Below are 19,139 nucleotides of genomic sequence, written 5' to 3'. Positions count from 1 at the left end.
ATTATGCCGAATAATTGCGCGTGAAAAGCACCTTTTAATTGGGGGGATTTGACGGGCAATACGGAGACTTTCTTCTAAGCTTGTAAGCGTTATCACAAAAAGGAGACGGACAACCATGAAACAAACCGTGGCTGCATATATAGCGAAAACGCTCGAACAGGCTGGCGTAAAACGTATCTGGGGCGTCACCGGCGATTCCCTGAACGGACTCAGCGACAGCCTTAACAAGATGAAGACCATCGAATGGATGCCGACCCGCCATGAAGAGGTTGCCGCGTTCGCCGCAGGTGCTGAAGCGCAGCTTACCGGTGAACTGGCCGTCTGCGCCGGATCCTGCGGCCCAGGTAACCTGCACCTGATCAACGGCCTCTTTGACTGTCATCGTAATCACGTGCCGGTGCTGGCGATTGCCGCCCACATCCCCTCGTCCGAAATTGGCAGCGGCTATTTTCAGGAGACGCATCCGCAGGAGCTGTTCCGTGAATGCAGCCACTATTGCGAACTGGTTTCATCCCCGGAGCAGATCCCGCAGGTTCTGGCGATCGCCATGCGCAAGGCCGTGCTGAATCGCGGCGTTTCGGTAGTCGTTATTCCGGGCGATGTAGCCCTCAAGGCCGCGCCGGAAGGGGCCAGCACCCACTGGTATCACGCGCCGCAGCCGGTGGTGACGCCAGCCGAGGAGGAGCTGAAAAAGCTGGCGCAGCTGCTGCGTTACGCCAGTAATATTGCCCTGATGTGCGGCAGCGGCTGCGCGGGCGCGCACAAGGAACTGCTGGAATTTGCCGGTAAGCTGAAAGCGCCGATCGTCCACGCCCTGCGCGGCAAAGAGCACGTCGAATACGATAACCCTTACGACGTGGGCATGACCGGACTGATCGGTTTTTCTTCCGGCTTCCACACCATGATGAACGCCGACACGCTGATCCTGCTCGGCACCCAGTTCCCGTATCGCGCGTTCTACCCGACGGATGCCAAAATCATTCAGATTGATATCAACCCGGCCAGCATCGGCGCGCACAGCAAGGTCGATATGGCGCTGGTGGGCGACATCAAATCCACCCTTGCCGCCCTGCTGCCGCTGCTGGAAGAGAAAACCGATCGCAAGTTCCTCGATAAAGCGCTAAGCGACTATCGCGATGCCCGCAAGGGTCTGGACGATCTCGCCAAACCGAGCGACAAAGCCATTCACCCGCAGTATCTGGCGCAGCAGATCAGCCATTTCGCGGACGACGATGCCATTTTCACCTGCGACGTAGGCACGCCAACCGTCTGGGCGGCACGCTACCTGAAAATGAACGGCAAGCGCCGTCTGCTCGGCTCGTTCAACCACGGCTCGATGGCCAACGCCATGCCGCAGGCGCTGGGCGCAAAAGCGACAGCGCCGGAGCGCCAGGTGGTGGCGATGTGCGGCGACGGCGGGTTCAGCATGCTGATGGGCGATTTCCTGTCGGTGGTGCAGATGAAGCTTCCGCTGAAAATCGTGGTCTTTAACAACAGCGTGCTGGGCTTCGTGGCGATGGAGATGAAGGCTGGAGGCTATCTGACGGACGGCACCGAGCTGCACGACACCAACTTTGCCCGCATCGCCGAGGCCTGCGGCATCACCGGCATCCGCGTGGAGAAAGCCTCCGAGGTGGATGAAGCCCTGCAGCGCGCCTTCTCCATCGACGGCCCGGTACTGGTGGATGTGGTCGTCGCCAAAGAGGAGCTGGCGATCCCGCCGCAGATCAAGCTTGAGCAGGCCAAAGGCTTTAGCCTGTACATGCTGCGCGCCATCATCAGCGGGCGCGGTGACGAGGTGATCGAACTGGCAAAAACCAACTGGCTCAGGTAAAACATCTGGCATCGCCTTTTTAAATATAAGGACATGCCATGATTGATTTACGCAGTGATACCGTTACCCGCCCGAGTCGCGCCATGCTCGAAGAGATGATGGCCGCCCCGGTCGGGGACGACGTCTACGGCGACGACCCGACGGTAAACGAACTGCAGCGCTATGCCGCAGAGCTGAGCGGAAAAGAGGCCGCCCTGTTCCTGCCCACCGGCACGCAGGCCAACCTGGTGGCGCTGCTGAGCCACTGCGAGCGCGGTGAAGAGTACATTGTCGGCCAGGGCGCGCATAACTACCTTTACGAAGCCGGCGGTGCCGCGGTGCTCGGCAGCATTCAGCCGCAACCGATTGACGCCGCGCCGGACGGCACTCTGCCGCTCGACAAGGTCGCGGCGAAAATCAAAGCCGATGATATTCACTTCGCCCGCACCAGGCTGCTCAGCCTTGAAAACACCCACAACGGCAAAGTGCTGCCGCGCGAATACCTGAAAGCCGCATGGGAGTTTACCCGCGAACGCAGGCTGGGCCTGCACGTGGACGGCGCGCGCATCTTCAACGCCGTGGTGGCGTACGGCTGCGAGCTGAAAGAGATTACGCAATACTGCGACTCATTCACCATCTGCCTCTCTAAAGGGCTAGGTACCCCAGTGGGTTCCCTGCTCGTCGGCAATGCGGACTACATCAAGCGTGCCAACCGCTGGCGCAAAATGACCGGCGGCGGCATGCGTCAGGCGGGTATTCTGGCAGCTGCGGGGCTGTATGCCCTGAAAAACAACGTGGCGCGTCTGAAGGACGATCACGACAACGCCGCGTGGATGGCGGCGCAGCTGCGTGAAATTGGCGCCGACGTGATGCGCCACGACACTAACATGCTGTTCGTTCGCGTGGGCAATGACCACGCCGCTGCGCTTGGCGAGTTCATGAAAGCACGTGGCGTGCTGATCAACGCCTCGCCTGTCGTGCGTCTGGTCACGCATCTCGACGTCAGCCGCGAGCAGCTGACCGACGTGGTGAAACACTGGCAGGCGTTTTTACAGCGATAAGGAGCATCACGTGCCGCAACGCATTCTGGTGCTCGGCGCCAGCGGGTATATCGGTCAGCATCTCACCGCGGCGTTAAGCCAGCAGGGGCACCAGGTGCTGGCTGCGGCACGCAACACCGAACGCCTGCAAAAACTCAGTTTAGCGGGCGTTACCTGTCACAACGTTGACCTCAACTGGCCGAAGTCACTTCCCACGCTACTGGACGGGGTCGACACCCTTTACTACCTGGTGCACAGCATGGGCGAAGGCGGGGATTTTATCGCCCACGAGCGTCAGGTGGCGATGAATGTCCGCGATGCCCTGCTGCAAACCCCGGTGAAGCAGGTGATTTTTCTCAGTTCACTCCAGGCACCTGAACACGAGCAGTCCGATCACCTGCGCGCCCGCCAGCTGACGGCGGACATCCTGCGGGGGGCCGATATCCCCGTCACCGAACTGCGCGCCGGGATCATCGTCGGCGCAGGCTCTGCCGCCTTCGAAGTGATGCGCGATATGGTCTACAACCTGCCGGTGCTCACGCCACCGCGCTGGGTCCGTTCGCGCACCACGCCGATTGCGCTGGAGAACCTGCTGCATTATCTGGTAGCCCTGCTGGATCACCCGGCGGAGCAACACCGCGTGCTTGAGGCGGCAGGCCCGGACGTGCTGAGCTATCAGGAGCAGTTCGAACATTTCATGCGCGTCAGCGGACGCCGCCGCTGGCTGATCCCCATTCCCTTCCCGACCCGCTGGATTTCGGTGTGGTTTTTGAATGTCATCACCTCGGTGCCGCCGACGACCGCCAAAGCGCTTATTCAGGGGCTGAAGCATGATTTACTGGCCGACGATCGCGCGCTGCGCGCCTTAATTCCTCAGGACCTGATCCGCTTTGACGATGCCGTGCGCAACACGCTCAAGGAAGAAGAAAAGCTGGTGAACTCCAGCGACTGGGGTTACGACGCCCAGGCCTTTGCCCGCTGGCGGCCGGAGTATGGTTATTACCCGAAACAGGCGGGCTGTACGGTGAAAACCGGCGCCAGCCTGGCCGCGTTGTGGGAGGTGGTGAACCAGATTGGCGGCAAAGAACGGTATTTCTTCGGTAATCTCCTCTGGCAAACGCGCGGGGCAATGGACCTGCTGGTGGGCCACCGACTGGCAAAAGGCCGCCCGGCACGCCCGTATCTTGAGGTGGGTGACGCGGTTGACAGCTGGAAGGTGATTATTGTCGAGCCGGAAAAACAGCTGGCACTGCTGTTCGGCATGAAAGCCCCGGGGCTGGGCCGACTCTGCTTTACCCTGAAAGACAAAGGCGATCATCGTGAACTGGACGTCCGCGCATGGTGGCATCCGCACGGAATGCCGGGTCTGTTCTACTGGCTGTTGATGATCCCTGCCCACCTGTTTATCTTCCGGGGCATGGCGAAACGCATTGCGCAACGGGCAGAACAAAAGACGGAAAAGATCTAAATAAAACTCTCTTTCTTTCACCTTTCCCATTGCATAGCGCCGTAATTCACGAAAGAATGCGCACGAAATTCTTTTCAACACAGTGGATAGCTATGAAGGTACTGGTTACCGGGGCGACCAGCGGCTTAGGCCGAAATGCGGTCGAATTTCTGCGCAATAAAGGCATCAGCGTCAGGGCTACCGGTCGCAACGAAGCGATGGGTAAACTGCTGCAAAAAATGGGCGCAGAGTTCGTCCATGCCGACCTGACGGAGCTCGTCTCCTCGCAGGCGAAAGTGATGCTCGCCGGTATCGACACGCTATGGCACTGTTCCAGTTTTACCTCCCCGTGGGGCACCCAGGAAGCCTTCGATCTCGCCAACGTGCGGGCCACCCGCCGTCTGGGTGAATGGGCCGTTGCCTGGGGCGTGCGTAACTTTATTCATATCTCGTCACCGTCACTCTATTTCGACTATCACCACCATCGCGACGTGCAGGAAGATTTCCGCCCTGCCCGCTTTGCCTGTGAATTTGCCCGCAGCAAGGCGGCCAGCGAAGAGGTCATTGACCTGCTGGCGCAGTCAAACCCGCATACCCGCTTTACGGTCCTGCGTCCGCAGAGCCTGTTCGGGCCGCACGACAAGGTGTTTATTCCGCGTCTGGCGCAGATGATGCACCACTACGGCAGCGTGCTGCTGCCGCGCGGCGGCGATGCGCTGGTGGATATGACCTATTACGAAAATGCCGTTCACGCCATGTGGCTGGCCAGCCAGCCGGACTGCGATAAGCTGATTTCCGGTCGCGCCTATAACATCACTAATGGCGAACCGTGCACGCTGCGCAGCATTGTGCAGCGGCTGATCGACGAGCTGCAGATCGACTGCCGTATCCGTTCTGTTCCCTATCCCATGCTGGATATGATTGCCCGCAGCATGGAGCGCTTTGGCAGTAAAACAGCCAAAGAGCCTGCGCTGACGCATTACGGTGTCTCTAAACTCAACTTTGACTTCACGCTGGATATTTCGCGGGCGGAGAATGAGCTGGGGTATAAACCGGTTGTGTCGCTGGATGAAGGGATTATGCGCACGGCGGCGTGGTTACGGGATCACGGGAAGCTTCATCGCTAGCCTTTTTGCCCGGTGGCGGCTTCGCCTGACCGGGCCTACAACTGCTCATTACTGTCCCCTCGCCCCTTTAGCCTCATGTACGAAAACGGCAACCCGAGGGTTGCCGTTTGCTTTTACAGAGCTGTCCAGGCATCTGCCCACGCCAGGCCAGCGCCTGGTTCGTAGTATGCCGGAGCGTTGTTACACCAGCCGCTGTACGGGAACGGTTTGCACTGGAACAGTTTACCGTGGTTGTTCACGATATCACCTGCGTTGTACTTGCTGTTCGCGCTCCACGCGGCGTAAGAGCCGGAAGTGCCTTCGTCCTTAGACGTGGCTTTCGCTTTCACGTTCAGCAGGTAAGACGTGGTGCTGGTCAGTTCGCCATCGCTGACGGTCAGGCCGATTTCGTACTGCTGAGCCGTTGCAGACTCTGGTGCCTTGAAGGTCACCACCGCTTTGTCCTGACCGGTCACGGTCTGGCCATCCTGGGAACGCCAGGTGTAGGTCAGCTTGTTACCGTCGGCGTCTGTGGAGCCTTCCGCGCTCAGGGAAACCTGCGCACCCGCTTCAACTGCCCCGATTGGGCCCGCAATCTGCGCCACAGGGGCGTGATTCACGGTTGCCGGTTCAACAGGGGTGGTATCTTCCGCTGGCGTGGTATCCGCTGGCGGTGTGGTGTCTGCCGGAGTTTTGTCTTCGCCTGGGGTCACTGCCGAGCCGTCATCGTTAATGATGTTCACGTTATAGAACTTCTTAACGCAGTTGGTGTAGTCACCCTCTTTGAACGCGCTGAACGGCGTCTGGTAACCCACCAGCTGGCAGGAGTAGGTCTTACCGTCCGGCGTATCCGGACTCCATCCCCAGTCCTGCTCCCAGTAGATCTTCAGCGCGCCGGAGCCGCCTTCATCGAACTGCTTCATGTTGGCGCAGCCCAGCACTTCATTCGCCGGAACTGGCACTTTCAGGTAGTTCGCGAACTCTTTGTAGTACTTGATGCGGTTTTCAGACTGGGCAATCTCAGTCGGGCCGCCGCACTCTACGCCACCGTTGATGATCTGGGTGGTCACGCCGAAGCCCGGAACCAGGCCGTTGGCTTTATCGTGATCGTTTGGCTGCCAGGTGCCGTCGATAACCTGCAGCATGCTTGGTTTTGGCGGCTGCGGATAGGCGAAGAAGAAGATCGCACTCGCCAGGTTCAGCCAGGTATCCGCCACCAGCTCAGGTTTGTCGAGCAGGGTGCGGACGGTGCCAAACATCGCTTCCGAGAACGGACCGTAGTTGTAGTTGTAAGACAGCTGCTTCGCGCCGCGGCCAAAGTAGCTTACGAAGTCGCCGTCTTTGTCCTTACCGCATGGCCAGGTCTGTCCCTGCCAGATGTCAGGGTTACATTCGCCGTTATAGCCGCCTTTCTGGCCTTCAGTCCAGCCCATTTCACGAACGTGAACCAGGGCCTGACGCCATTCGGCTTCCGGACGCCAGCTTTCATGACCGCCGGTTTCCTGCGCAAAGTGGGCAAACATGGTCGCCAGCTCTTTGCGGCAGATGGCGTCGCTGTCGCGACCATCGTTATAGGTCTTACACAGTGCCGGGAATTTACCAACAGCCTTCAGGAAGTTACTGTAGGTGTAAGACTGAGCGCGCAGCGGGAAGAGATATTCCCAGTCGCTGGCCTTCACGATCCCTTCAACGCGCTTGACGTTGTCAGGGTTCGACGCACGACCTGGCTCAATCTGCTCAACGAGGCTGTTGTCCAGAGTCGCAATGGTGTCTTTCACCGAAACCATCAGCGGGAAATTGGTCAGCTCTTTTTCCTTTTTCGCCAGATCGCTGGCTTTCATGGTGTACGGCTCGCTACTGGCCGCCTGCAGTGATGCAGCCTGCGCCATAAAGGGTGCAATGCATGCTCCCGCCACGAGAACGCTCAGTAATGTCCTTTTCGTCATTTCAAATAATCCTGTATTTAAGCAACTAGGGTGAGTACATTCCCGGCTTATGTATTACTCCCTTAATAAATAAGCCTGAGAGTGTGGTTCTTTTTCATTTTCTGAAGAACACCAAAAGGAATTCTTCAAAAAACAAAAATGACATTATCGTTATTTACCCGACTTTATTTGCTGATACTTCGCCCACACTTTATGGGCATAACGCATGCGCTGCGGATAATTTTCTTTTTTCAACCCGGCGTTATAGGCGCCTACCGCTTCCCAGTTATAGCCATACACTTTTATCATCCCGGACAGAATGGAAGCGCCGACCATAATGGAGGTACAGGGCTCCGTCACAAGCTGGTTCTCATCAATCCCCTGACGCTCTAACTCGCTGAAGTGCGAGCTGTTAATCTGCATCAACCCGACGTCACGCGTGCCGTCGTGGTTCCAGCCTACCGCGTAAGGATTCATTCCGGATTCCACTTTGGCAATCGCATATAACAGCCACGGATCGACGTGATAATAATGTCCGGCGTTATCCCAACAGTTCGCAAATACGCTTTGACTAAACAGCAGTAAAAATAAAATCACGCGTTTCATGAGCACCTGCTCTTAAATACTGAACCTCTTCCTGCTCATAATTAGCGATCATTCTGAAGTGTTGGTCACACCCGAAGTGGGGTGTGACCAACCATTGCGGGTTGATATCATTCCCGCCATTCACGGTTCAGAAGGTTATTTGCAATCGGTTGATGCGCCTTCTTTCACCCATACGTCGCTGTTGGCCGGGTTATCACCCTGCGTCCACCATTTCGCACGGTAAACGTTACCCTGGTAGGTCGTGGTTTCGCCGCCGTTGTAAACCAGGTCAGAGCGCCAGTTCATCTTCACGTTGCTTACCATTTCCCATGCGTCCACACCGAAGTCAGGCTGGTTGCCCTGCGTCCAGTATTTCGCTTTCCACACCAGATGGTCGAAGCTGACGGTATCGCCCGTGTTGTAGATTTTGCTGGATTCCCACGCCGGATATTTGCTGGCGTTGGCGTCAACAGGCTTATCGCAGCTGCCGGTCGCCGTACCTTCATCAGATGGCGGGGTCACCTCGTCTGACGGTGGCGTCACTTCATCCGCAGGCGGGGTGACGTCTTCTGCCGGAGGCGTTACTTCGTCAGCCGGTTTTGGTGTGACCACGACCTGGACGTTGGACTGAACGCTGGTCTTGCCATCGCTCACCACCACGCTCAGGGTATAGGACGACTCAGAGCTCACCTCAGGCGCGGTGATGTTCACGTTCGCGCTATCGGTACCGGTCGCGTGCATATCAGCCGGTACGCTCCAGGCGTAGGTCAGCGCATCACCGTCTGGATCCGCCGCCTGCGCGTGCAGGGCATAGGTTTCGCCTGCCTGCAGGGTGACGTTCTGCATTGGGTTAATCACCGGCGCCTGGTTCGCTTTTGGCGCTTTGTTAACGACCTGAACATCAGCGGAGCTGCTCAGCCCTTTCGCGTCGGTCACGGTCAGTCGGAACGCCAGCGTCTGGTTGCTGGTGACGGCCGCCACGTTGAAGGAAGCCTTCGCTTTGGTGCTGTTGGTGAGGGTCACCGATGGACCAGAGATCTGGGTCCATTTGTAGGTGATGGCATCACCGTCTGGATCGGTTGAAGCCGAACCGTCCAGGGTCACGGTAGCCGGACCGGTTACCGCCTGGTCAGCCGCGGTGGCAACCGGCGCATGGTTGGTCACGACCGGATCAACCGGCGCAGAGCCGCCCATCAGGCTTTCGTTCATCGCGTTCAGAATGTCGCCGGTATCGGAGTCGATAGACCAGGCGAAGAGGCCGCCCAGGTTTTTCGACAGCACGTACTTCCCTTTTGCCGTGGTAGAGCGCGCGTCTTCATAGGAGATCAGGTCACCCGTTGACTTGTTGAAGACGTACGGCGCTTCGGCGGTCGCATCGTAGCCGGATTCCCAGCCTGGCTTGCCTTTGTACTCGTTCACGATCTGACGATAGTCCACCACGCCCGGTTCCCAGGTGCCTTTCACCATGCCGGTTGCGGTACCGGTGAACGGATTGTCACCGGTGTAGCCATGCACGCCCGTCCAGCCGCGGCCATACATGCCCGCACCCACCACGATCTTGCCTGGCTGTACGCCCTGAGCAAGCAGCGCGTCTACGCCGTTCTCGGTGGTGTAGTTCGTGTCCGGACGCCATGACGGCGCGCGCAGCGCGGCCTGGTGGCCCAGCTCGGTGTTGCTCCAGCCGCCGTAGAAGTCGTAGCTCATCAGGAAGATATGGTCGAGATCGCGCTGAGCGGTGGTGTAATCCACGTCTTCGATCTTATCGCGACCTGCGCCAATGGCACTGGTCAGCTCATAGGTACGACCCGTCTGCGCGGAGAGCTCGTTGAGCATGGTACGCAGATCGTGAATCAGCGCCGTGTAGGTGGCTTTATCCTGCTGCGGGTTGCCTTTGGTTTCATTCACGCCGCCGCCGCCCGGGAATTCCCAGTCGATATCCACGCCGTCAAAGAATTTCCAGGTCTGCAGGAACTCCTTCACGGAGGCCACGAAGCGAGAGCGGATTGCCGGGTCGCCCATGTGGTAGAACGGATCGGACAGGGTCCAGCCGCCGATGGATGGCAGCACTTTCAGGTCAGGATGCGCTTTTTTCAGCGCCATCAGCTGGCCAAAGTTCCCTTTGTACGGGTCGTCCCAGTCGGCGACGCCCGCCTGCGGTTTTTGCAGAGCAGCCCACGGGTCATGGATGGCCACGGTGAAGTCCGGACGTCCGGCGCAGTCGCGCTGCAGCACGGAGAAGCTGTTGCCGCCCTCAACGGTTTTCAGACCGTCGTTAATGCCGTCGCCGCCACAGATTGGAATGAAGCCATAGAGGATGTGGTTAAGGTTTGCAGCCGGGATTTTATCAACCGGGAAGTTACGATCGTAAACGCCCCACTCAGGGAAGTACGCCGCGACCACTTTATCAGTATGCTTCGCGAACGTTTTGTTGTTCTCCTGCAGCGGTGCGTTCAGCGGCAGCAGATGGCTGCCGTCGGTGTCCGCCACGATGATCAGCTTGCTGGCGCTTTTGGTACAGCCGCTGGCGTTACAGGCTTCCACCTGTTCCTGATAACGTCCGCCTTTTTTCACCTTAAAGGTGGCTGAGCCGCTTGCACCGGCTGCACCGGTCCACACGGTTTGCCCATCGAGCAGCACTTTTGCAGAGGTTGGCGCGTCGCCGCTCCACACGTTCCACTCAACTTTCACATCCACGCCGTCGTTATGCACCTTGACGAGGCTGTTGTAATCCTGCGCGGCCTGATCCACTTCCACCAGCGCAAATTTGTCATTGCCGTAGCCGATGGTCGGTGCACCTGGCGCAGCTGCGAATGCAGAACCGGTTGCCGCTGCAATAAAGAGCGCCAGATATTTAGGCTTAATAAATTTCATTTTTATTTCCTGATAAATTTATTCGTAAACGTAATTGGCCCATGTCTTCCTTTAAAACATGGAATATTATTCACATAGTGCGTTTTTAAATACGCAGACAGCCGTTACCCAAACCTTAAAGACGCGTTGTATTCCTCCATTAAAAGATACAAGCTAAAACTCCGTGTAGCTTATGCCTTTTACGATACACTGAGGATAAAAGATCGTCCTTCTCTTTCCTCGTCGAAAAAATTGATAAAAAAACTTGACCCGGTTATTTAATATGTGGGCGCAAATAACTGGCTGGTATAGAGTACTATTCCAGCAAAAGCCAGATAAGGTCCGAAAGCGATGGTGAGGTTATTTTTATTTAATTTATTTAAAAGCAAATAACCCACGATGCCGCTTAATGCGGCAATTAATTCAATTTCAGGCAGCGCCTGCCAGCCGCACCAGGCGCCCAGCGCCGCCAGCAGCTTAAAATCGCCGTAGCCCAGCCCTTCCCGGCGGGTGAGCAGACGAAACGCCCAGTACACCAGCCAGAGCGAAAGATAGCCCGCCACCGCGCCCAGCAGCGCATCGCGCAGGGGCAGTCCGTGGCTGAAGGCGTGGAACAGCAGCCCGGCCCACAGCAGCGGCTGCGTCAGGCAGTCGGGCAGCAGCTGGTGCTGTCCGTCAATCATCGCCAAAGGCAGCAGAAAGGCCGCCAGCACCCACAGCGAGAAAAGGGATGCTAAGCCCGGTATCCACCAGGCGGTGACGCCAAAGAACAGCGCCATCACCAGTTCGAGTAAAAATAACCGCAGCGGAATCGCCGACTTACAGCAGCGGCAGCGTCCCCGCAGCGCCAGCCAGCTCAGCAGCGGGATATTCTCCCAGGCGCGCAGCGCATGCTGGCAGACGGGACAGTGCGATGCAGGGAAAAGCAGGTTGCTGCGGCACGCCTCTTCCATCACCATCCCCGGCACGCGATCCACCACGACGCCGAGGAAGCTCCCCAGGATCGCGCCAAGCACGCCGCTCATCGCGGCAAACCCGACGGGATAACTTTCCCGGACGAGCATCAGCCCGTTCATGCCGCTTTTTTCCAGGTCAGCTGGATTTCGGCCTTCACGTCGCTCAGGTGATCCACCGGCGTGAGGTTCATTTTCTCCAGCCTGACGCCGGAGGCGAGGTTCATCTCACGCAGCCAGTTTTTTAATTCATAGACGTTGGCCCGGTTTACCACAAAGGCCAGGGTCTGACCGTCCTGGCGAATATCGGTCAAGGTCAGGTTAATTTCATGCGCGCTATTCTCCACCACGCTGCGTGGATTATCGGTTTTCACCTGTAGTACCGGCAGATGGTTTTTATCAATTTCTGTTTTCATCCAGTTTACCGTTTCAGTTTGTCGCGCCAGCGTCGCCTGACTATTTTTTATCATGCTATCCAGGGGTATTACCCCCGCGTAATAGATAACGGCACCGCATAAGGCTCCCGCCGCTATTTTTAAAATGCATTTTTCTCTGACGCTGTATTGTTGATAACGAGATTTAAGCTGTGCAATTCGCGCTTTCATTTATATTTCCCTGTAATCATGGCCGTATACGGCGCGTCCTTTGAAATCGGCTGTAACGTAAAATCAAAGTTTGTACTGGCCTGATGAATGAATTCCTGTAACGCCTGCTCGTTTTGCGCACTCACGCTTAACGTCAGGGTCCCCTGCGTGTCGTCATATTCAAGCAGCGTAATTTCCATTGACGGAACGGACTGACGGATCGTTTCCAGCTCGTCCATCTGCAAAAAAATGCCCTTAGGCTGCTTCTTGATGTTCTGCCCGAAGTGGTACTTGATGTTGGTCTGCTGGCGCATGCTGGGAAAATGGTGCTGATAGAGCTGGACCATCTCCTGCTGGACCTGATTTTCCTGATCGACCAGCATCCACGCCAGGGCGATGCGGGGGCCGAGCAGCAGACCCAGAGAGAGAAGTCCCATCGCCGCGAGGGCGGCCTTCATCCCTTTCGCCGCCCTCGCGCTGGTCGCCTTCGCGCTGAACGCACCGTGCAGCACGTTGACGCGGCACGCCTGCCACTGGGGCTGGATCAGCACCAGCGGATGTTCGCCCGCCAGCTGTTCGTCAACGTCAACGCCCGGCGGGATCTCCCCGTAGCAATGCACCTCGCCGTCTCCGGCTTTTTGCATCAGCAGCGGCAAGAGGCCCGCCTCAACGTTACAGGCGGTATGCGGGGATAAGCGCAGCCAGTAGTTCTCCTCCTGCGCGACCAGCGTGCTTCCGCCCGCCGTCACCGGCAGCAGCCAGGCGTCCGGCAGGGCCTGAATCACCTTCAGACCCGCCTCGTGAAAGCGGATCAGCCACTGCTGCAGGCGGGCGGTATCTATCGCCACGGCGTCCACCTCGGCGCCTTTTTTGTTCAGCACCGTCCAGTGGAGATCGTCCACCTCGCCGATCAGGGTCTCCTCCGCCATCCACGAGAAGGCGGTCGCCTGCGACGCGACTTTCTTCGGCAGCGTAAAGTGGCGGAAGATCATCTCGCTGGCGGGCAGCAGCAGACAGACGCGTGCGGCCAGAGGATGATCGGCAAGGGTATGCAGCGCCTGCGGGGTGTCCAGGGTTGTAACCTGTTCGCTTCCCGACTCACACCACATGATTTTCCCGTCCTCACGGCTGTCGGGACGAACAAAAAGGACCTGTTTCATAGCGTTCTACTTTTCTTATTCAATCATTCGGTAACGACGTTGCCACGTCACAATTTCACCGGCTTCGTTATTCACCTGAAGCTGGCTCACCACGCGAAGCGTTAACTCATCGGTATTGCCGGTATAGTTGACGCGGAAATACCGGCTGTTGATGGAGAGAAACTCAGCCACCTGCGGGAGATCGTCCTTCAACTGCGGGAAAGCCTGTTCCAGCGCTTTGCTGAAGACTTCCATACTTTCCCAGCCGCTCTCCGGCCGCGACGCAATCAGGCGAACGGCATCGTCCGCGGTCAGTTTTCCCGGGAACAGGGCTGCCAGTAAGGGAGCCTGCTCCGGCGTCAGGGTATTGACATCCACCTTGCTGGCGGAGTCCGGCAGCGCGCATAACAGCTTGCTCACCTTCGGGTACGCCGCAGCAGGAAACGCCGGCAGCAGCTTTATCTCGGCAAGGGTGCGCATCATCTGATTCGCTGGCTGACGCGCCGGCACCACGCCAGCCCAGGCGTCCGTCTCCGCGCCCTCTTTCACCGTTGTGGTGTCGCCGTCGAGATAATCCATCAGTTGCTGATAGACCTCTTCCGCCGTCGTCTGGCTGACGCCGCCGTCCGTCAGGATCTGCTCGACAACCTTCTCTTTTCGCGGCTTTTCCGGCACGGCTGACGCAGTTTGATCCTGAGCCACTTTGTCTGCGGCCAGCAGGTTATTGACGTTGAAGCAGTCCTGCGCGTCCTCGACCTGACTGACCACCGTATAGTCTTCACCCTGCGTCTCCAGCGGCTGGTGCCAGTCGCCCTCCGGGTCGAGCGGTTTGCTCTCGCCGCTGGCGTCGCTCTGCAGGCGGTCTTTCACCACCTTTTCCTGCGCCTGCATTGCCCAGCGCAGCTGCTGCTGGCTCACCTGATAGTGGGTTTTCTGCAAATTACGGCAGAACTGCTGGCTGATTTTGGCCGCCAGGGCCGACATCATGACCAACAGGATCAACACAACCAGCAGGGCAACGCCGCGTTGTTGATGTATCCGGCTCATGGCTTCACGTCCGGCGCAGGCGCACGTTGCGGGGCGGGTGCATTTTCCGCCGCCGGTGCCGCCGTTTCGGTGCCCGGCTGCGGTGCCGCCGCTTCCGGCATGTCTCCCGGCGTGGTAAACACCCAGCGCCAGGTCTCGCCATTTTCCATGGTCAGCGTGAGCTCCACGCCGTCTGGCAGATGGGCGGACTCACCCCAGCTTTTTTGCCAGCCCTTGCGATAAAACCGCCACTGCATCGATTTCACCTCGCTGACAATCGGTACTTCATCGGGTTTGACCTCTGCCGGGCTGTCAATCACCGGCCAGACGTCGCGATACAGGCGCCCCTCTTCCAGCCGCCAGCGCACGCGCTCCAGCTGGACCGTGCCGCTCACGCCGTTCAGCGTGGTGAATTCAACCGCATCGCCATCCTGCAAAAACAGATCCGGCTCGTTGCGCGGCGCCCGCGCCTGCAGCTGGAAAAAATCGCGCTCCATCAGGCTCCAGGCACGCTGAAGCTGGTTGAGCTTTGCCGCACTGGCATCCGTGGCTGAACTGGTGCGCATCGCGCCGTCCAGAATTTGCCAGGCCAGGGTGCTGATGACCGCGAAGATGGTCAGCGCAATCATGATCTCCAGCAGGGTAAAACCGCGCTGGCGTCGGATCGTCTTCACTTGCTCTCTTCTCCCGGCCCGATAATCTGAAGCGAAATGACCGGCTGGCTTTCATCACCTTCGGCGTAAACGCGGATGGCATTGGCCCAGCCGCTATTGGCGGTTTTCACCCGCTGCTTGTGCCAGTACCAGCTGCGTCCCCCCATAATTTCCGTCCCCTGCTCCTCGGCATCGGGAAAATCGGCTTTAGCAAGCTGGGCTTCTGCCAGCTGATTTTCCGCAACCCAGCTGGCCTGCAGCGTTTCGGCCAGCCCGTGGGTGAAGCGTACGTTCAGGGAGACGGAATTCATCAGCGCCAGCGCGGCGGTGGAGAAAATGACCAGCGCCACCATCACCTCCAGGAGCGTCATCCCGTTTTGCTTAACCTTGCCTTTAGTCATCGTTTTCTACCGATACCGGGGCAGCGCCCTGCGACACCACGCGGAAGTGATGCTGTTTGTCGTAACTTTGCAGCGTCAGCGTAAAACGGCCAATCTCCCCGTCCGGCAGAAAGAGGATCTGGGGGTCGGCCTCGACGGTCGCCGCCAGACGCTGAGGCGAAAGCGATACGTGCATCTCTTCCGGGAAATCGCCCTTCGTGGTAATACGGCCTGCGGATAATGGCACCCAGCGACGTTCGCCGTTTTTGTCGTCGAGCGTGACCAGCTGATAGTTATCGGTAGTGATGACCAGCCCGACAATATTTCCGTCCATTACCGCGCGGTCTGAACCATAATCAACGAGGGCTTTTAATTGCTGACCAAATATATCCGCACCGCTGCGTGAGGGTATTGTTGATACAACCATCATGGCGCAGCTGGCAAATATCACCAGCGCCAGAATAATTTCCAGCAACGTAAAGCCGCGTTGATTCTTCATTATTTCTCTTTCTTATCCAGAGACCAGTTCGTAATATCGTCTGCGGTATTGGCTTCGCCATCGGGACCGGCAGAGAAGACGTCTACGGCGCCGTGTTCACCCGGGCTGACGAGCAGATAATCGTTACCCCACGGGTCCTGCGGCAGGCGGCGAATATAGCCGTCTGCGCGGTAGCCGTTGGGAATGGGCGCGATCTCAGGTTTGGTCACCAGCGCCTGCAGGCCCTGCTCGGTGGTCGGGTAGCGGTGGTTATCGAGCTTATACATATCCAGCGAGCCTTCGAGCGCAACAATATCGCTGGTCGCCTTTTGCGCGTCCGCTTTTTCTTTATTACCCATTAAATTTGGCACCACCATACTCGCTAAAACGCCGAGAATAACGATCACCACCATTAATTCGAGCAAGGTGAACCCCGCCTGGCGAGCCAGACGTTTTGTTTTTATAGCCATGATTTAACCTACCATATTATTAAGTTGCAGAAGCGGCTGTAATATTGACAGCACGATGAATAAAACAATCGTCGCCATGGAGACCACCAGCGCCGGTTCAAATACCGACAGCGTTAACGTAATACGATGCTGTAGCGCCGACTCCTGGTTTTCCGCCGCGCGGTCCATTAAGTTGCCTAATTCGCCGCTCTCTTCACCGGAGGCAATCATGTACAGCATGGTGGGCGGGAATAATTTCGCCTGCTCCAGCGCGGCATAGAGCGATGCCCCCTGGCGCACGGTATCCGCCGCCTGCTCCAGCACCTGCCGGGCGTAGAGATTTTCGATACCGTCCATCGCGATATACATCCCTTCAAGCAGCGGCACGCTGCTCGCCTGCAGGATGCTGAGCGTGCGGATATAGCGGGCGCTGTTGATGGCGCACACCAGCTTTTTAATCGGCGAGCCGTTCACCAGCCAGCTGTGCCAGCGAAAGCGGTTTTTAGCGTTTCTGAGCCAGGTCTTAAAGCCGATAATCCCACCGGCCAGGATCCCGACAATATAGATGCCGTACGCCTGCAGGAAATCGCTCACCGCAATCAGCGTGCGGGTGGTGATCGGCAGCTGCTGCTTCATGTGGGTGAACTGCTCGATCACCTGCGGCACCACCGCCACCAGTAGAATGCTAATGACCGCGATGGCCACCACCGTCAGGGTGATCGGGTAGACCATCGCCTGCGTCAGCTTGCTCTTCATCTTCTGGCGCTGCTCGTTGTACTCCGCCAGCTTCTCCAGCACGTCGCCGAGGTGGCCGGTTTTTTCACCGGCCATCACCAGCGTGCAGTAGAGCTTGTCGAAAGTGCGCGGGAACTGGCTGAAGGCGTCGAACAGCGTATGCCCTTCCACCACCTTCTCGCGGATCTCCACCACCATCGCCGCCAGCTTTTTGTCCTCCGTCTGCTTCGAGATCGCCTTCAGCGCGCTCTCCAGCGGCAGTGCGGCGTTGACCAACGTGGAGAGCTGACGGGTAAACATCGACAGCACCGGCGTGGAGAGCTTCGCCCCGGTTTTCGCTTTCCCGGACGCCGCCTCGCGCGTTTCGGAGATGCTGACGGGCATCAGCTTTTGCTCACGTAACGTCTGGCGAACCTGCTTTTGCCCTTCGGCCTGCAGCGTGCCGCGCCGGGTTTTGCCCGCCGCATCCGTTGCCGTCCATGCGTAGAGGGCCATTACTCATCCCCTCCACGCTCGGCGGTGACGCGCATCACCTCTTCCAGAGAGGTGACGCCGCTGATCACCTTCAGCAGCCCGTTTTCGCGCAGGCTGTAGGCCTGCTTAAAGAGCTGCGTTTCGATGGACATCTCATCTTTATCTTCATGGATAGCGCGGCGCATGGCGGTGTCCACCACCAGGAATTCATGGATACCCGCACGTCCCTGATAGCCGCTCTGGCGGCAATGCTCGCAGCCCACCGCGCGATAGATCGCTTTCGGCGGCGTCGCCATGAAGCTGAACAGCGCTTTTTCATTGGCGTCCAGCGGACTGGTGGTGCGGCAGTGCGTACACAGCCGACGCACCAGACGCTGGGCAATGACACCGAGCAACGATGAACCGATTAAAAACGACTCCAGCCCCATATCCCGCAGACGGGTGATGGCCCCGGCGGCGCTGTTGGTGTGCAGCGTAGACATGACCAGGTGACCGGTGAGCGAGGCCTGCACCGCAATTTGCGCGGTTTCGCCGTCGCGAATCTCCCCGATCATCACCACGTCCGGGTCCTGACGCAAAATAGCGCGCAGCCCGCGGGCAAAGGTCATGTCCACGCGCGGGTTCACCTGGGTCTGCCCCACCCCTTCCAGCTCGTATTCAATCGGATCTTCGACGGTCAGGATATTGCGCTCATGACCGTTCAGCGCCGAGAGAATGGCGTACAGAGTGGTACTTTTCCCGGAGCCCGTGGGCCCGGTGACCAGGATGATGCCGTGCGGGCGGTCAATCAGCCCTTTTAACTTCTCCAGCTCTTCATCAATCAGACCCAGCTTGTTGATGTCGGGCTTCAGATTGCTTTTATCGAGCAGGCGCATCACCACGCGCTCGCCGTACTGGGACGGAATGGTCGAGACGCGCACGTCGATGGCCTTGCGGCCAATGCGCAGGGAGATACGACCATCCTGCGGCAGACGTTTTTCGGCGATGTCGAGTTTTGACATGACCTTGATGCGCGACACCAGTAGCGGCGCGAGCTTGCGCGCGGGCTGGAGCACCGGGCGCAGCACGCCGTCAACGCGGAAGCGAATGCTCAGCGTCCGTTCGAACGTTTCAATGTGAATATCCGACGCGCCGTCCTTCACCGCCTCGCCGAGAATGGCGTTGATCAGGCGGATCACCGGCGAGTTTTCGTCGTTATCGAGCAGATCTTCGTTATCCGGGATCTCCTCGGTTAACGCCATCAGGTCGATATCCGCGTCCATATCGTCCACCAGCTGCTGGGAGACGCCGCTGCTCTGCTGCCAGATTTTGGCCAGCATCTCCTCAAAGGCCTCAGGGGCGAGGATCGTCGGCTCGAAGGGGCGTCCCAGTACCCGGCGCATCTCCAGCAGGGCAAATGCGGGAGCATCCTCGCGAATGTAGACGTCGTTGTTGTAAAACAGGACGCCGTTATCCTTTGCGTAACTGCTGCTGCAGAGCGTTTTACTCAGTTCATCCACGTT

At 58.2% G+C, this 19,139-nt stretch carries 17 protein-coding genes; 4 read left to right on the top strand and 13 right to left on the bottom strand.

Annotated elements, in window-relative coordinates:
• The first annotated feature begins 115 nt into the window (after positions 1–115).
• The 4 genes from poxB (at position 116) to ABFV38_RS07215 (ending at position 5,427) form a co-directional block, all read left to right on the top strand.
• Positions 116–1,834 carry a ubiquinone-dependent pyruvate dehydrogenase gene (gene poxB / locus ABFV38_RS07230; protein ID WP_023343670.1) on the top strand — a complete coding sequence of 573 codons (1,719 nt, stop codon included), beginning with the start codon at positions 116–118 and terminating at the stop codon, positions 1,832–1,834.
• Between the two features lie 38 nt (positions 1,835–1,872).
• Positions 1,873–2,874, top strand: coding sequence for a low-specificity L-threonine aldolase (gene ltaE / locus ABFV38_RS07225; protein ID WP_248221075.1), 1,002 nt, complete (start codon positions 1,873–1,875; stop codon positions 2,872–2,874).
• A gap of 10 nt (positions 2,875–2,884) precedes the next feature.
• Positions 2,885–4,321 (top strand): DUF2867 domain-containing protein, encoded by a 1,437-nt coding sequence (locus ABFV38_RS07220; protein WP_348958963.1) that lies wholly within the window; start codon positions 2,885–2,887, stop codon positions 4,319–4,321.
• A gap of 92 nt (positions 4,322–4,413) precedes the next feature.
• Positions 4,414–5,427 carry an NAD(P)-dependent oxidoreductase gene (locus tag ABFV38_RS07215; protein ID WP_235401298.1) on the top strand — a complete coding sequence of 338 codons (1,014 nt, stop codon included), beginning with the start codon at positions 4,414–4,416 and terminating at the stop codon, positions 5,425–5,427.
• 113 nt (positions 5,428–5,540) lie between these two features.
• On the opposite strand, the gene ABFV38_RS07210 is transcribed toward ABFV38_RS07215, so the two are convergent.
• The 13 genes from ABFV38_RS07210 to gspE form a co-directional block, all read right to left on the bottom strand.
• Positions 5,541–7,352 (bottom strand): chitinase, encoded by a 1,812-nt coding sequence (locus ABFV38_RS07210; protein ID WP_235401301.1) that lies wholly within the window; start codon positions 7,350–7,352, stop codon positions 5,541–5,543.
• 150 nt (positions 7,353–7,502) lie between these two features.
• Entirely contained in the window at positions 7,503–7,937 is a 435-nt protein-coding gene (gene iagB / locus ABFV38_RS07205) for a type III secretion system invasion protein IagB (protein WP_235401304.1), read from the bottom strand.
• 135 nt (positions 7,938–8,072) lie between these two features.
• Positions 8,073–10,787, bottom strand: coding sequence for a glycosyl hydrolase family 18 protein (locus tag ABFV38_RS07200; RefSeq protein WP_348958960.1), 2,715 nt, complete (start codon positions 10,785–10,787; stop codon positions 8,073–8,075).
• Positions 10,788–11,044: 257 nt separating this feature from the next.
• Complete coding sequence (locus ABFV38_RS07195; protein ID WP_348958959.1) at positions 11,045–11,842, bottom strand: A24 family peptidase; 798 nt, start codon at positions 11,840–11,842, stop codon at positions 11,045–11,047.
• A complete protein-coding gene (locus ABFV38_RS07190; RefSeq protein ID WP_348958958.1) occupies positions 11,839–12,324 on the bottom strand; it encodes a type II secretion system protein M in 486 nt (161 codons plus the stop codon). Before ABFV38_RS07190 ends, ABFV38_RS07195 begins: the two co-directional genes overlap by 4 nt.
• Positions 12,321–13,463: a type II secretion system protein GspL gene (gene gspL / locus ABFV38_RS07185; protein ID WP_348958957.1), complete on the bottom strand. Its 1,143-nt coding sequence runs from the start codon at positions 13,461–13,463 to the stop codon at positions 12,321–12,323. The genes ABFV38_RS07190 and gspL overlap by 4 nt, the downstream gene beginning before the upstream one ends.
• A gap of 15 nt (positions 13,464–13,478) precedes the next feature.
• On the bottom strand, positions 13,479–14,489 hold the full coding sequence (gene gspK, locus ABFV38_RS07180; RefSeq protein ID WP_348958956.1) for a type II secretion system minor pseudopilin GspK: 1,011 nt from the start codon (positions 14,487–14,489) through the stop codon (positions 13,479–13,481).
• Complete coding sequence (gene gspJ / locus ABFV38_RS07175) at positions 14,486–15,142, bottom strand: type II secretion system minor pseudopilin GspJ (protein WP_348958954.1); 657 nt, start codon at positions 15,140–15,142, stop codon at positions 14,486–14,488. The genes gspK and gspJ overlap by 4 nt, the downstream gene beginning before the upstream one ends.
• Complete coding sequence (gene gspI / locus ABFV38_RS07170) at positions 15,139–15,522, bottom strand: type II secretion system minor pseudopilin GspI (protein WP_235401369.1); 384 nt, start codon at positions 15,520–15,522, stop codon at positions 15,139–15,141. Before gspI ends, gspJ begins: the two co-directional genes overlap by 4 nt.
• Complete coding sequence (gspH, locus tag ABFV38_RS07165) at positions 15,515–16,000, bottom strand: type II secretion system minor pseudopilin GspH (RefSeq protein WP_348958952.1); 486 nt, start codon at positions 15,998–16,000, stop codon at positions 15,515–15,517. Before gspH ends, gspI begins: the two co-directional genes overlap by 8 nt.
• The gene (gene gspG, locus ABFV38_RS07160) at positions 16,000–16,449 is read right to left on the bottom strand and encodes a type II secretion system major pseudopilin GspG (protein ID WP_008500018.1); all 450 of its coding nucleotides are present in this window, start codon (positions 16,447–16,449) and stop codon (positions 16,000–16,002) included. The genes gspH and gspG overlap by 1 nt, the downstream gene beginning before the upstream one ends.
• Positions 16,450–16,452: 3 nt before the next feature.
• Positions 16,453–17,658, bottom strand: coding sequence for a type II secretion system inner membrane protein GspF (gene gspF / locus ABFV38_RS07155; protein ID WP_348958949.1), 1,206 nt, complete (start codon positions 17,656–17,658; stop codon positions 16,453–16,455).
• Complete coding sequence (gene gspE / locus ABFV38_RS07150) at positions 17,658–19,136, bottom strand: type II secretion system ATPase GspE (protein ID WP_048222252.1); 1,479 nt, start codon at positions 19,134–19,136, stop codon at positions 17,658–17,660. Before gspE ends, gspF begins: the two co-directional genes overlap by 1 nt.
• Between the last annotated feature and the right edge of the window lie 3 nt (positions 19,137–19,139).

Source organism: Enterobacter cloacae complex sp. Mu1197 (assembly GCF_040059225.1).
Classification (GTDB): domain Bacteria; phylum Pseudomonadota; class Gammaproteobacteria; order Enterobacterales; family Enterobacteriaceae; genus Enterobacter; species Enterobacter quasiroggenkampii.
The sequence above is the reverse complement of the archived record's forward strand: the minus strand, read 5'-3'. Positions and strand labels throughout refer to the sequence as shown.

What these genes read in the sequence shown, in the direction of transcription:
- gspG (WP_008500018.1), bottom strand. Translation starts at nt 16,449, where the DNA reads ATGGCTATAAAAACAAAACGTCTGGCTCGCCAGGCGGGGTTCACCTTG.
- ABFV38_RS07215 (WP_235401298.1), top strand. Translation starts at nt 4,414, where the DNA reads ATGAAGGTACTGGTTACCGGGGCGACCAGCGGCTTAGGCCGAAATGCG.
- ABFV38_RS07190 (WP_348958958.1), bottom strand. Translation starts at nt 12,324, where the DNA reads ATGAAAGCGCGAATTGCACAGCTTAAATCTCGTTATCAACAATACAGC.
- gspF (WP_348958949.1), bottom strand. Translation starts at nt 17,658, where the DNA reads ATGGCCCTCTACGCATGGACGGCAACGGATGCGGCGGGCAAAACCCGG.
- ltaE (WP_248221075.1), top strand. Translation starts at nt 1,873, where the DNA reads ATGATTGATTTACGCAGTGATACCGTTACCCGCCCGAGTCGCGCCATG.
- gspH (WP_348958952.1), bottom strand. Translation starts at nt 16,000, where the DNA reads ATGAAGAATCAACGCGGCTTTACGTTGCTGGAAATTATTCTGGCGCTG.
- gspI (WP_235401369.1), bottom strand. Translation starts at nt 15,522, where the DNA reads ATGACTAAAGGCAAGGTTAAGCAAAACGGGATGACGCTCCTGGAGGTG.
- poxB (WP_023343670.1), top strand. Translation starts at nt 116, where the DNA reads ATGAAACAAACCGTGGCTGCATATATAGCGAAAACGCTCGAACAGGCT.
- ABFV38_RS07200 (WP_348958960.1), bottom strand. Translation starts at nt 10,787, where the DNA reads ATGAAATTTATTAAGCCTAAATATCTGGCGCTCTTTATTGCAGCGGCA.
- ABFV38_RS07195 (WP_348958959.1), bottom strand. Translation starts at nt 11,842, where the DNA reads ATGAACGGGCTGATGCTCGTCCGGGAAAGTTATCCCGTCGGGTTTGCC.
- iagB (WP_235401304.1), bottom strand. Translation starts at nt 7,937, where the DNA reads ATGAAACGCGTGATTTTATTTTTACTGCTGTTTAGTCAAAGCGTATTT.
- gspK (WP_348958956.1), bottom strand. Translation starts at nt 14,489, where the DNA reads ATGAGCCGGATACATCAACAACGCGGCGTTGCCCTGCTGGTTGTGTTG.
- ABFV38_RS07210 (WP_235401301.1), bottom strand. Translation starts at nt 7,352, where the DNA reads ATGACGAAAAGGACATTACTGAGCGTTCTCGTGGCGGGAGCATGCATT.
- gspL (WP_348958957.1), bottom strand. Translation starts at nt 13,463, where the DNA reads ATGAAACAGGTCCTTTTTGTTCGTCCCGACAGCCGTGAGGACGGGAAA.